Source organism: Dokdonia sinensis (assembly GCF_003688895.1).
Lineage (GTDB): Bacteria > Bacteroidota > Bacteroidia > Flavobacteriales > Flavobacteriaceae > Dokdonia > Dokdonia sinensis.
In genome coordinates this window covers 351971-364917 of sequence record NZ_REFV01000002.1, presented here as the reverse complement: position 1 = coordinate 364917, position 12947 = coordinate 351971, and the positions used below count along the sequence as shown (strand labels likewise).

10 protein-coding genes are annotated in these 12947 nt (G+C 39.2%); 6 read left to right on the top strand and 4 right to left on the bottom strand.

The window, feature by feature from the left end; translation table 11 throughout:
• Positions 1 to 152: 152 nt before the first annotated feature.
• The 3 genes from EAX61_RS03815 to EAX61_RS03805 form a co-directional block, all read right to left on the bottom strand.
• Entirely contained in the window at positions 153 to 1805 is a 1653-nt protein-coding gene (locus tag EAX61_RS03815) for an RICIN domain-containing protein (RefSeq protein WP_121916326.1), read from the bottom strand.
• A 198-nt stretch (positions 1806 to 2003) separates the two neighbouring features.
• Entirely contained in the window at positions 2004 to 3797 is a 1794-nt protein-coding gene (locus EAX61_RS03810) for a tetratricopeptide repeat protein (protein ID WP_147448333.1), read from the bottom strand.
• A gap of 34 nt (positions 3798 to 3831) precedes the next feature.
• Complete coding sequence (locus EAX61_RS03805; RefSeq protein ID WP_161555183.1) at positions 3832 to 5865, bottom strand: TonB-dependent receptor family protein; 2034 nt, start codon at positions 5863 to 5865, stop codon at positions 3832 to 3834.
• Positions 5866 to 6070: 205 nt separating this feature from the next.
• Here EAX61_RS03805 and EAX61_RS03800 point away from each other — a divergent pair, with 205 nt between their 5' ends.
• The 6 genes from EAX61_RS03800 (at position 6071) to EAX61_RS03775 (ending at position 12107) form a co-directional block, all read left to right on the top strand.
• The gene (locus EAX61_RS03800) at positions 6071 to 6400 is read left to right on the top strand and encodes a HesB/IscA family protein (RefSeq protein ID WP_121916323.1); all 330 of its coding nucleotides are present in this window, start codon (positions 6071 to 6073) and stop codon (positions 6398 to 6400) included.
• A gap of 224 nt (positions 6401 to 6624) precedes the next feature.
• On the top strand, positions 6625 to 8070 hold the full coding sequence (gene sufB, locus EAX61_RS03795) for a Fe-S cluster assembly protein SufB (protein ID WP_121916322.1): 1446 nt from the start codon (positions 6625 to 6627) through the stop codon (positions 8068 to 8070).
• A gap of 94 nt (positions 8071 to 8164) precedes the next feature.
• Complete coding sequence (locus EAX61_RS03790) at positions 8165 to 8584, top strand: hypothetical protein (protein ID WP_121916321.1); 420 nt, start codon at positions 8165 to 8167, stop codon at positions 8582 to 8584.
• Positions 8585 to 8618: 34 nt separating this feature from the next.
• Positions 8619 to 9371 (top strand): Fe-S cluster assembly ATPase SufC, encoded by a 753-nt coding sequence (sufC, locus tag EAX61_RS03785; protein WP_121916320.1) that lies wholly within the window; start codon positions 8619 to 8621, stop codon positions 9369 to 9371.
• A gap of 84 nt (positions 9372 to 9455) precedes the next feature.
• The gene (gene sufD, locus EAX61_RS03780; RefSeq protein ID WP_121916319.1) at positions 9456 to 10769 is read left to right on the top strand and encodes a Fe-S cluster assembly protein SufD; all 1314 of its coding nucleotides are present in this window, start codon (positions 9456 to 9458) and stop codon (positions 10767 to 10769) included.
• A 123-nt stretch (positions 10770 to 10892) separates the two neighbouring features.
• Entirely contained in the window at positions 10893 to 12107 is a 1215-nt protein-coding gene (locus EAX61_RS03775; protein WP_121916318.1) for an aminotransferase class V-fold PLP-dependent enzyme, read from the top strand.
• 172 nt (positions 12108 to 12279) lie between these two features.
• Here EAX61_RS03775 and EAX61_RS03770 read toward each other — a convergent pair whose 3' ends face one another.
• Positions 12280 to 12945, bottom strand: coding sequence for a DUF2461 domain-containing protein (locus EAX61_RS03770; RefSeq protein WP_121916317.1), 666 nt, complete (start codon positions 12943 to 12945; stop codon positions 12280 to 12282).
• Positions 12946 to 12947 lie beyond the last annotated feature (2 nt).

The following is a 12947-nucleotide window of genomic DNA, read 5'->3' as shown; positions in this document are numbered from 1 at the left end:
TAGCTATCTAAAAGCAGACTGATAACTACTAACTGATAACAAATAGCACTTGTAAAACATTTACGATTGAATAATAGAAATAGCCCTTAATAAAAAAAGACTGTCCGAATAGTTTTCAGACAGCCTCTTGTTTTAAAAGACTGTGTTCAGAACTAATTTGGACAGTTTGCAGCTACATCTAGAACTTTGCTTTCGGTATCTACTAGGTTATCTAAGTAGGTGGTCCCACGTAAAGTGACCTCTACAAAATCTGATCCCACAGAGGTAATCACCCCTCTAAAGCCCATCATCTGTAATTGAGTCTCGACTTGGGCGCCATTTAGAGGTCCTATCACCACATTGCCTTGAGCAGGATCTATTTCATTTGCGCGTATACGTAAACGCTGCACAAAAGGAATTTCGACATTACTATAGGTCTGGTATGCGTCATACACCAGGGAGGCTTTGCCTGAAGGCACAGTCACTTGACGCGTTGAGAAATAGGTATTTACTTCTTCTACCGTATTTTCTGTAAAAGAAGAGCTACTCTGTGTAGCCTCACGAGAATACTCATAGCTCCCTGTGACCTCTGCACTTACAGAACCTCCTGTACCAAAAAACGTAGCATCGGCACTTACACCTACGGAGACTTCTAACCCGAAGGTATTGCGAGAGGCAATAGAAAGACTTTCTTCCCATCCAGCAGTAGATCCTGTTGTGATAGACTGCTCCACACCTACTTCTTGACTTAATGAGCCCGAACCACAATTAATTAATGTACTATTAAAACCAAACGAAGTTTCTACGGCAGGCATTACGGGTTGCAAGTACTCCGTACCTATATCTGTTGCTTCCCAATCTAAATTAAGGGCAATAAAATTAAAGTACTGTATCTCTCCAGAAGGTACCGCACGCCAGTTATAAACAAAGCCATTAAAGAAACGCTTATACGGTACGTTGATATCATACCTATTAATGGTATAAAAGCCGTTAGGAGCTCTTTGTATTCTGAACTTATATCTCGGGTGTAGCGACCCATCTATTCCACTAGGATAGGAGAAAGCTCCAGATTGCCTTAAGGTATTGTCATTATCATCTGTTGCGAGATAGCGATTAGTGTCTATATTATAGATCGCGTATACCCCGGGTTCATTAGGAAATTCATAGAAGTAAAATTGTTGATCAATTCGAGCAGTTTGATAACCAGAAACTGCTTCATACAGCACTGTGTTACTAGCGCCATCACTCGCTTCTTTTTGTACCACATAACTTGTGTCACCTCCAGAAACGTTTGCAATTTGTATAAAATGAGGCATTTCGGGCTTTAGTTTTGCATTAGGATTTACATACGGTATGGTCGATGTTTGCAAGGAAGCCAGCGTGCCATTTTCGGTAAATGAGATAACACTTATGTCCTGTGTAAATATCACAGAGCCATTTCCAGCTTTTACAGTAATAGATACTGGAACCCCATCTACAGAAAGCTCTTCTAGCGCCTCTTGAGAAAGATTTTCTTTCTCAAAGCGGTGAATGGCAATTTTAGTAAACTCCTCTACTGGAATTTCGGCATTGTAGTTTCCAGTTTGTGCATCGATATCAAAACTTACTGAGGCTACATCATATCCTTTTTCTACAAGATTTCTTGTATTGACAATAAGCCCTATACTTCCCTGATAATTATCTAAGGCGTCTGCTGTTATTCCATTGCTTTCGAATAACTCGCTAGAGCCGTCTGGTGTGATGACTGCGTCATCATCTTTATCGCAACCTAAGGTAAAAGTACTTAGGCACGCTAAAAACAATACTTTTTTGATTGTGGTTTTCATTTGATTTACGTTTTGTGGTTTATTAAAATTCCCCCTTTGTGAGTTGCTCTTTAGACACTGCAGTTATCTATCAAGCAGCATCCACAAAACGGATAGTCATATATTGACACCCCAAACGTAACATCTTGATAATGAGAATCAAAAAAAATGATATGGACAAACTATGGACAGCCCGCAAACACCCATAAACACTAGAGGTTAGAGCGCAAGTATTTTCTGCTCTAGAGAATCTTCTTTTGTAAGATGGAGCTTTTTACGCAATCTGTAACGTGCTTTCATAACGCCCTCCTGAGAGATATTAAGCATATTCCCTATCTCCCGAGAACTCAGATTCATTTTAAGTAATGACATTAATCGAAGTTCGCCAGCAGTTATATCGGGATAGTTTTGCTGGATGTTTTTATAGAAGTCTTTATGTACTTCTTGAAACGATTGCATAAATGCTTCCCATCCTTTGTCTTCTCTTACATCAAACTCAATCGTCCTCAATAAATCTTGAGATTGTGTAGTCTTTTCCATTCCTGTAATCTTCTCTTTAAGATCAATTAAGGTTTCATTCTTTTTGGCTAGGTTCAATGCTTGGGAGGTGAGCTCTTTTCGTTTGTGAGCAATTTCTGCATTGAGCTTTTGGCGTTCTAGAATAGCTCTTTTTTTGCTTTCGCGAAAGCGTACCCATAAGCCTCCCAAAATGGCAAGTAGCGCAAGAAGACCAGCTCCCAAAAGCCATTTTTGTAACCGACTTGCTTCTTTCCCTTTTTTTAGTAATGCTATTTGTGCCTCCCGCTTATCTGCTTCAAAGGTTTCTCGCATAGCTGCAATTTCCCTCTCTTTAGTCTCATTAAATAGGGAATCATTAAAACGGATATACGCCTGATATATCTCTCCCGTCTCACCAGAATTACCCACAAGTGTTTGAGCATCTGCATACAACTTTCTAACGTTATGTAATCTCGCGGCACTCCCGCGACCTTGCTCGTGTTCTGATACCACCTTGTCGTAGATCTCCTTAATTTCGGCGACGGCTAGTGCCCCTTCACCCATATCAATGTACAATTCTGTAAGGAGCTGTTTATTATTTAAGCGAAAGACTTCATTCCCGACGGCTTTTGCCTCTTCAATATTTTCTTTGAGTAATGGAATTGCTTTGTCATAATCTTTATCAATGACATAGGCCTTTGCCATTTGAGTTGCTAGGTAAATGCTCTTAGTACCTCCATTGCGCTCATAATAATCTAGTAATGGCTGTATGCGCGTTAAGACCTCCTGAGTCTTACCCATCCTGTTAGCAATACTTGCCCAATTAGATATAGACAAGATATACATAGATGAATCTTCTGCCTTAAGGAATCCTTGCGCAGCTTCCTCATACTTTTCTAACGCTTGTGGGTGATCTCCATTTGTATTGTAGGTATTGCCCAGCGTTAATAAAAGACCACTTTCCCGATGTAAGTCTCCAGATGCTTTTACAATAGGTCTTGCATCTAGCAATGTTTTTATAGCGCCCTTTACATCTCCTTTATCTCGTTGTGTCTCGGCGATACGAATATATGCCGCCGCCATAGCACTTTTACTTCCAGCTACCTCAGCCCAATGTAATGAAGCTCTGGCCGGCGCCATCAGACTATCGATATGATTTAAATCTGCGTGGGCTAAGTAAAGATCTTCCAGAAAAAAATGTGTAGTTAATGGATGTCTTGTACCATCTAATGCAACCGCTTTTTTTGCATTTTCTAAGAAATCTTGTGCGTTACCATAACGATAAAAAGCAAATCCTACACTATAATACGTAAGCGCCTCTAAGGAATCTTTGTCTATTTTGCGAGCTTCTTCCAGCGCACGATCAAAATAGTGAGAACAATTTTCTCCTTTTTCCTTAAGGCAATTTTCTCCTTGAACAACTAGAGTATCTATTTGTTTAGGTAAAGTATATTCTGGCATTTGAGCCTGGACAACACAAATAGGAAGTAATAAGAAAGCTATTAATACACGCATATCTAGACGTTACAAACATCTAAATATAAAATAATTATAGATTAATTAAAATCCCTCCGTATACATTAAACCCCAGCGCAGGTTCAAAATAACGCCCGCCAAAGGCATTGATACGTACATTGTCATTATACCGCTCATCTAGCAAATTATTTACGCCTACAAATGGTTTAAATGTCCATTTTTTAAACTTATGATGATAGCCCAAAACTATATTTACGAGTTCATATCCGTCTACCTTAGTTTCGTTAGCATCATCTGCAAAGAGGCTTCCTAAAATGGAAGAATTTATTGATCCGTAAAAACCACTAAGAGGAACATAATTTATACTTGAACTGAAAGTAGTTTGAGGTATTCCAGGCAAGTCATTTCCAGAGAAATCTGTATCGGTCACCATGTAATTCTTGTAGGTGTAACTTGCTTGCGTGAAGGAGGATGAGATGTTCCACGCTTTTGCAAAAGCGTACGCCGCTTCAATCTCAATTCCTTTGCGCATCGTTTCTCCAGCATTTCTAAAAAAAGTCCTCCCCTGAAAAGCTTCGAGCTCAAAAGGAACTAAGTCATCTTGAGTTTCAATATAAAAAGTGGCAAAATTGTAACTAAAGTTGGAAGCGATACGACCGCGAAGTCCGAGTTCAAAATTGATGGTACTTTGCGATTTTAGGCTTTCGTTAAAGCCTTGCCCCCCATCAGGATTTGCCGAAAGTTCAGAAAGCGCAGGTGTCTCAAATCCTGTGGAGAAATTAGTAAACAGGGTGTGTTTTTGTGCAATAGCGTAGCTCGCACCAATGCTCGGATTAAACCCATTTAAAGTTATATCGCCAGAGTCATCATCATCTTCCAGAAAAGCATCTATGGCGGCGAGTTTGTTATAATCAAAACGGACGCCAGTAGTAAAATACCATTTATTAAGTTCCAAATGTTGCACGAGATATACCCCAAGGTTTGTAAATCGTTCTGCTTGGTCTAAGGTGAGTGCACCGCGGTCACCTTCCAGATTGTTAAACCGCTGCCTATTGTCATTTTGATACCCAAAATCATATCCAGTTTGCAGCTTATAACTCCCTTTATCATAAGAAAAACTCAAGCCCTGACCGATATAATCTCGTTCCAATTGAACTTGCCCACCATTTTCAAAAGGAAGTTTGTTTTCAAAATCCCTTCGATTGTAAAATGCGTAGCCACTAAACCGTTTAATATCCGAAAATGTATATTCAAAACTCCCGCCTGCCTTAAGCTGGCTGATGCGCTCCCCTCCGTCAAAGAGTAAATTACGATCTCTTGCTTGTCTTCGGTTTTCTTCTACTTCTTCGGCGGTTAGTCCTCCCGCATCGTCTGCTTTTGGGGAATTGCTGTAATTTAAAATACTTTTGATTTTGAGCTTATCGTTTACTATAAAACTTCCCTTTGCATTGAGGTTATTCTGGATAAAACCACTATGGTCCCTGTAGCCGTCTGATGCTGCGTAGCTTCCGTGGATGACGATATTTGCATTTAAATCGCCAAATCCTGTGGTGACTTGATAGTTTTGAAAAGCGTAGGAAGCTTGTGTGATTTTTGCTTTTGCAAAACTAGATTCAAAATCTGTCGTCTCAATCTGAATTACGCCTCCCGAAGCATTACCGTACAAACTAGAACTTGCGCCCTTTATCACTTCGATACGGTTTATAATTCCAAGATTAAGATTGTCCAGCTGTCCCTGGCCATCTGGCGTTGTTTCTGGAATTCCGTCTACCATAAGCTTTATGCCTCGTATCCCAAAAGCTGCCCTAGCCCCAAAACCACGTATGGAAATGCGCAAATCCTGAGCGTAATTATTTGCATTCTGAGCAAACACACCGGGCATTTGCTGGATATATTCCTGTAGAGATTGCTGTGGCTTACTTTCAGAAATAGGCGAGGCATTAAAAATAGATATAGCTTGCGGTGCTTTTTTAAGCGGTATTTTTATACGTGATGCCGTGATAACAACAGTGTCTATTTGTTGTGGCAAGATAGTATTCGTTTGGGCATAGGAAGATACTACAACAGAAAGAAAAAAGAATAATGAAAGAAAACTATAATGAGTCACGCGCGTTTTTTGTGAAATTACAAAAAGAATGATTTCTACGCTGAGTAGCTTGTCTATTATCACACCTTTTGCAAACCTACCTCTCACGTAGTGAGGAGTGCATTAAACCATAGAAAACACCTATCATACCATCTGTTAGTAATATGTTAGGTTGTATGGTAAAACGGGACTTAAGCCGTATATTTGCACCCAATTTAGAACGATTATGATTAAAGTAACACCAGAAGCAAAGCGTAGGATCGCCGCCTTAATGCAAGACGACGGTTACAACGTGGTTTCAGACTATGTTCGTGTGGGCGTGACCAGCGGTGGTTGCTCAGGACTTTCGTACGAACTAAAGTTTGATAAAGAACAGGCAGAAGATGATAAGGTTTTTGAAGACAACGAGGTGAAACTCATTGTAGACAAGAAGAGTTTTCTCTACCTCATCGGGACAACGCTAGAATATAGCGGCGGTCTTAACGGTAAAGGTTTTGTCTTTAACAACCCAAATGCACAACGTACTTGTGGTTGTGGCGAGAGCTTTTCATTATAGTTTTTACGCTTTCGCGAAAGCGGAAGAAGTGATAGTAAGCTTATAACATTAAAAATGGCAACACCTATTTTTCTTTTTCCGATATACTCGGAACTTCGTAAAAAGAACAGAAAGAGAGATAGTCATCATAAGAAAACCCGTCCCTTCCCGTCACCAAATTACAATGAGGAAAGACGTAAAAAATGGGAAAAGCTTTTCAAGTGAGTAGATAAGAAAAAAACAAAATGGCATATACAGAAGACGATTTAAGGGAAGAATTAAAAACCAAAGAATATGAATATGGTTTTTTTACAGATATTGATTCTGAAACATTCCCCGTAGGATTAAATGAGGATATCATTAGGGCAATTTCTGCAAAGAAAGAGGAGCCACAATGGATGACCGAGTGGAGACTGGAAGCATTTAAAGTCTGGCAATCTATGGAAGAACCAGATTGGGCAAACGTAAATTATGAAAAACCAGATTTTCAGAACATTGCCTACTACTCTGCGCCTAAGGCAATAGACCCTAATAAAACCTTGGACGATGTAGATCCAGAATTACTAGCAATGTATAAAAAGCTGGGGATCTCTGTAGATGAGCAAAAGAAAATGAACAATGTCGCGATGGATATTGTTGTAGATTCAGTTTCTGTAGCAACTACGTTCAAAAAGACGCTCGGCGAGAAGGGAATTATTTTTATGAGTATTTCTGAAGCAATTAAGGAATATCCAGAACTTGTACGCAAACATTTAGGAACTATTGTTCCTGTAAAGGATAATTACTATGCAGCCTTAAATAGCGCAGTATTCTCTGATGGCTCTTTTTGTTACATCCCTAAGGGTGTAAAATGCCCTATGGAGCTTTCTACCTACTTCCGAATTAACCAAGGAGGAACAGGACAATTTGAAAGAACACTACTCGTAGCAGATGAAGGTAGTTATGTAAGTTACCTAGAGGGATGTACAGCCCCAAGTCGTGATGAAAATCAGTTACACGCTGCGGTAGTTGAGCTTATCGCAATGGATGATGCAGAGATCAAATATTCTACGGTACAAAACTGGTACCCTGGTAATGCCGAGGGTAAAGGTGGTGTTTACAACTTTGTAACCAAGCGTGGTCTTTGTGAGAAGAATGCAAAAATCTCGTGGACCCAAGTAGAAACAGGAAGCGCCGTAACTTGGAAATATCCTTCCTGTATTCTAAAAGGAGATAACTCCATAGGTGAGTTTTACTCGATTGCGGTTACAAACAACCATCAGCAAGCAGATACGGGAACAAAAATGGTTCACCTAGGTAAGAATACAAAGAGTACGATTATCTCAAAAGGAATCTCTGCTGGGAAATCTCAGAACTCATATCGTGGTCTTGTAAAGATAAATAGTGGCGCTACAAACGCTCGTAACTTTTCGCAATGTGACTCTCTGTTAATGGGTAATGAATGCGGAGCACACACGTTTCCATACATAGAGGCAAAAAATAAGACAGCCCAAGTAGAGCACGAAGCTACAACGAGTAAGATCGGGGAAGATCAGATATTTTATTGCAACCAGCGCGGGATAGATACTGAAAAGGCAATTGCACTTATTGTTAATGGTTTTAGTAAAGAAGTTCTCAATAAACTCCCTATGGAGTTTGCTGTTGAGGCCCAGAAGTTACTTGAAATCAGTCTTGAGGGTTCTGTGGGATAAATTTTGTTTTACGCTTTTGCAAAATCTATGCAGAGCACAGTCGAAGTAGCGTAACTAGAAAACAATCAATCTAATATTTATTGAAGTATAAAAAATGAAAAAAATTATATTGCTTTTTGCTGTTTTAGTAGCCTTTACAAGCTGTAAAGAAGATACTAAAAATGAAGACACTACAACGGTTACAAAGGAATCTCCCAAAGACGATTATAAGTTATTGCGAGGAGAATTTATTTACCTAGCAGATGCTGCTGTTTTAAATTGTGGTAGTAAAATCTATGGCGTTGTTATAGATGACAAAATGCAAGAACTTGCAAATCAAGTTGCAAAGAAGAAAAAGGAGGATTTTGACATGGTACCTGTAGTGATACGTGGTGAAGTGATGCCTAATCCTGCACTCAAAGCTGGTGGCGAAGGCTGGCCAGAAGTAGTTGCCATAAAAGAAATATTAAAAGTGATGGAACCTTCTCCAGAAGGTGCTGTAAAAATAGAATCAGGGAAAAACTCTGGAAAGTAGACATCAAATAGATAAAGATTTAAATACAGAACAAATGTTATCAATTAAAGACCTGCACGCAGGAATAGACGAAAAAGACATTCTTAAAGGAATCAATCTTGATATAAAAGCTGGTGAAGTACACGCTATTATGGGGCCTAACGGCTCTGGTAAAAGTACACTAGCATCTGCCATAGCAGGAAAAGAGGAGTACGAAGTGAGCAAAGGTGATATTGAGCTCGAGGGTGAGTCTATACTAGAAATGGATCCAGAGGAAAGAGCACACAATGGTGTTTTTCTTTCATTTCAGTATCCTGTTGAGATTCCTGGAGTTTCTGTTACAAACTTCATCAAAACAGCCATAAATCAAACACGTAAAGCAAAAGGTCTTGAAGACATGCCAGCGGGCGAGATGCTTAAAAAAATCCGTGAGAAAGCAGAGCTTCTTGAGATGGACCGTAAATTCCTCTCTCGATCTTTAAACGTAGGATTCTCTGGAGGTGAAAAGAAAAGAAATGAGATTTTCCAAATGGCAATGCTAGAGCCTAAACTCGCGATCTTAGATGAAACAGATTCAGGACTAGATATTGATGCCCTGCGCATTGTTGCAAATGGAGTAAACAAGCTTAAGAGCAAAGACAATGCTGTTTTAGTCATCACCCACTACCAGCGTCTATTAGAATATATCGTACCAGATTATGTACACGTCCTTATGGATGGTAAAATCGTACGTTCAGGAGGAAAAGAGCTTGCTCTAGAACTTGAGGAGAAAGGGTATGATTGGTTGAAGGAAGAAGTAGGGGCATAAATAAGTTTTGAGCTATGAGCTATGAGCTATGAGTGGGAACACTTTGCTCAAAACTCAAGACTCAAGACTCATAACTAGAATGAAATGAGTTTAAAAGATAAATTAGTAAGTAACCACATCGTACTTCAAGAGAGTATTGATGCAGACTCTCCCATTTACGATATCCGTAACGAGGCGATTAAGACTTTTGAAGCAGAGGGATTCCCAACTAAGAAATTAGAGAACTGGAAGTACACTTCGCTCAACAGCATCTTAAAAGAAGATTACGGTATTTTTCCGTCAAAGGAAGCTGCACTGGATTTTAAAGATGTTAAGCAATATTTCTTAAATGACGTAGACACTTACAAAATTGTTTTTGTAGATGGGGTCTTTAGTTCTTATTTGTCGGATACCACGCACGATGGCATAGATGTATGTACAATGGGAGCGGCGCTTACAAAGCCTAAGTACAAGCAGGTCATAGACGTCTATTTTAATAAGATTGCAAAGGGTGATGCGATGGATTCCCTAAATACAGCTTTTGCAAAAGAAGGAGCATATATTTATATCCCAAAAGGAAAAGTAGCAGAAAAGCCTATACAGATTGTGCACTTCTCAACAGGAGAAAATGACGTAATGATGTTACAACCCCGTAATCTCATAATCGCCGAAGAAAACTCTGAAGTGCAAATCATAGAACGCCACCAGAGTCTTACAGACAAGAAAGTACTCACTAACTCTGTTACAGAAATCTATGCAGACAAAAGAGCGCTTGTAGATTATTACAAGATTCAAAACGATAAGCTTGAAGCATCGCTTATAGATACTACAGAAATTGAGCAGCATAAAGAAAGTATCGTTTCTGTACATACGTTCTCTCTAGGTGGAAATATTACCCGTAATAACCTTAACTTTTATCAAAAAGGTGAGTTTATGGATTCAATCCTTAAAGGTGTGACCATTATAGAAGGTAAGCAGCACGTAGATCATAACACACTCGTGCACCACATCACCCCTAATTGTGAGAGCCACCAAGATTATAAAGGCATTTTTGCAGATAAGTCTGTGGGTGTATTTAATGGAAAAGTGGTGGTAGAGAAAGAAGCACAAAAGACAAATGCATATCAGTCTAACAATAACATTTTACTAGACGATACCGCAACTATTAACTCAAAACCACAGTTAGAGATTTTTGCAGACGACGTGCGTTGTTCTCACGGTTGCACAATCGGTCAATTAGATGAAAGCGCATTGTTTTATTTACAGTCACGTGGTATTGGAGAAAAAGAAGGAAGAGCTCTCTTAATGTATGCCTTTGCTAACACGGTTTTGTCCAGTGTAAAAATCCCGCAACTTAAAGAGAGAATTACTAAGTTAATTGCCAAGAAGATCGGGGTTAATATTGGGTTTGAGGTTTAAAAATTAATCCTATGAAATATAAGCCGCTACTTGAAAATAGCGGCTTTTTTATCTTAAACCTAAGAATACTATTTCTGTGCCCACACGCACGTATTGTATCTTTACATTAACAAAAAACAGACTATGCTTGACATTAAAAAAATCAGAAAAGACTTTCCTATCCTTAAAAGGGAGGTAAACGGGCAACCCTTGATTTATTTTGATAATGCAGCAACGTCTCAAACACCTCAAGTAGTAATAGATGCTATTGTAGATTACTATTCTAACTACAATGCAAACATTCATCGCGGTGTACACGCTTTATCGCAGGAGGCAACAGATAAGTATGAGCAGGCCCGTATCAAGATTCAAAAGCATTTTAATGCGGCGCAGCCTTATGAGATTATCTTTACTTCTGGGACGACGCACGCTATAAATCTGGTAGCGAGTGGCTTTGCTTCTATCCTTAAAAAGGGAGAGGAGGTTTTGGTTTCGGCGCTGGAGCATCACAGTAATATTGTGCCTTGGCAAATGTTGTGCGAGAAAACGGGAGCGGTGCTTAAAGTGATTCCACAAACGGAAAGTGGGGAGTTGGATATGGACGCTTTCGCGAAAGCGGTAACACCAAATTTAAAACTCGTTTTTGTAAATCACGTATCAAACGCACTAGGGACAGTTAATCCCATTGAGCATATCATCGCTGAAGCACATAAAGTAGGTGCCGCAGCTCTCATAGATGGCGCACAGGCAACACCGCACATTAAACCAGACGTACAAGCCCTAAACGCTGACTTTTACGTAACTTCTGCGCACAAAATCTGTGGTCCCACGGGAGTAGGAATTCTTTACGGAAAAGAAGAATGGCTCACTAAATTACCGCCTTATCAAGGTGGCGGCGAGATGATAGATCAAGTCTCTTTTGAGAAAACAACCTACGCTGGATTACCTCACAAATTTGAAGCTGGAACTCCTAACATCTGTGGTGGGATCGCTACAGGAGTTGCCCTAGATTATATGAATGGTTTAGGTTTTGACAATATAGCTTCTTATGAGGAAGAATTATTACAATATGCGACCAAGCAACTTCTAGAAATAGAGGGTTTAAAAATTTATGGAACTTCAGCAAAGAAAACTGCGGTGATTTCATTTAACGTAGGAGCGATTCATCCTTATGATATCGGGACTATCTTAGATAAAATGGGCATTGCCGTAAGAACTGGGCATCATTGCGCACAACCTATTATGGACTATTATAAAATTCCTGGAACGGTACGCGCTTCTTTTTCATTTTATAATACAAAAGAGGAGATTGATACTTTTGTAAATGGGCTTAAGCGGGCTGTGGGGATGTTGTCTTAATTTTTTTTTGAGATTGATTTTTTTATTTGTTTTATACTGGTGTTATCTGCTGCCCTTTTCCGTACTGCTTTTCCGCTCGGTTTGTAGCGTTGGCTTGTTAGCTCTTTTGTATTTTTAACATTGGCTGATGCGTGGAAAAAAAATACAAATGTGCTTACAAAAGCGTTGGCAATTATAACGCTCGATTTAAAAATCCTATTATAGGTTTTACTTGGCCAAAATATTCAATGATTTTTGAAACTGCACTTTCAGAAGTGATTTCCTTATCAGTCAATTTCCGCATTGTATAGAACCCTTTCTTTCGTACATATTCTATTGCTGGACTTTCTTTGTCAAATCCTTTTGGTGCAGTTTTTAATTCGGATGGCGATTCGATTCCATTTGGGAATGTTTCTTTAAAAGATTTTGAGTTCAGTAGCGATTCCCATTCTTTTAGGTCGTGCTCAATTTCCTTACGGAACTTATTTAACGTTGGTGTTTGTGGCATATAAACTCCGCCACCCACAAAACAATTGTTCGGTTCTAAATGTAGATAATAACTTGCGTGTTCTGATTTGTGACCACCAGGATTAAAATTTGCAAAATAGTTGGTCTTATAAGGCGACTTATCATTTGAAAATCGTATATCTCGATTGATTCGTTTGATACATTTTTTGGCTTGTAAATCTTGCTTTTCAATATCGCCATCTATGAAAGCAAGTCCGCTTATAATGTCAGATACAAAATTTTCAAAATCTGCTCGTGATTTCTTATAATCGGTTTGGTTGTCTTTAAACCATTCGGTTGTATTGTTTTTTTTGAGCTCTGTCAAAAAAGCAAGTGTTTTATCTTGTAGCATAA

What these genes read in the sequence shown, in the direction of transcription:
- EAX61_RS03815 (WP_121916326.1), bottom strand. Translation starts at nt 1,805, where the DNA reads ATGAAAACCACAATCAAAAAAGTATTGTTTTTAGCGTGCCTAAGTACT.
- EAX61_RS03810 (WP_147448333.1), bottom strand. Translation starts at nt 3,797, where the DNA reads ATGCGTGTATTAATAGCTTTCTTATTACTTCCTATTTGTGTTGTCCAG.
- EAX61_RS03800 (WP_121916323.1), top strand. Translation starts at nt 6,071, where the DNA reads ATGATTAAAGTAACACCAGAAGCAAAGCGTAGGATCGCCGCCTTAATG.
- sufB (WP_121916322.1), top strand. Translation starts at nt 6,625, where the DNA reads ATGGCATATACAGAAGACGATTTAAGGGAAGAATTAAAAACCAAAGAA.
- EAX61_RS03790 (WP_121916321.1), top strand. Translation starts at nt 8,165, where the DNA reads ATGAAAAAAATTATATTGCTTTTTGCTGTTTTAGTAGCCTTTACAAGC.
- sufC (WP_121916320.1), top strand. Translation starts at nt 8,619, where the DNA reads ATGTTATCAATTAAAGACCTGCACGCAGGAATAGACGAAAAAGACATT.
- sufD (WP_121916319.1), top strand. Translation starts at nt 9,456, where the DNA reads ATGAGTTTAAAAGATAAATTAGTAAGTAACCACATCGTACTTCAAGAG.
- EAX61_RS03775 (WP_121916318.1), top strand. Translation starts at nt 10,893, where the DNA reads ATGCTTGACATTAAAAAAATCAGAAAAGACTTTCCTATCCTTAAAAGG.
- EAX61_RS03770 (WP_121916317.1), bottom strand. Translation starts at nt 12,945, where the DNA reads ATGCTACAAGATAAAACACTTGCTTTTTTGACAGAGCTCAAAAAAAAC.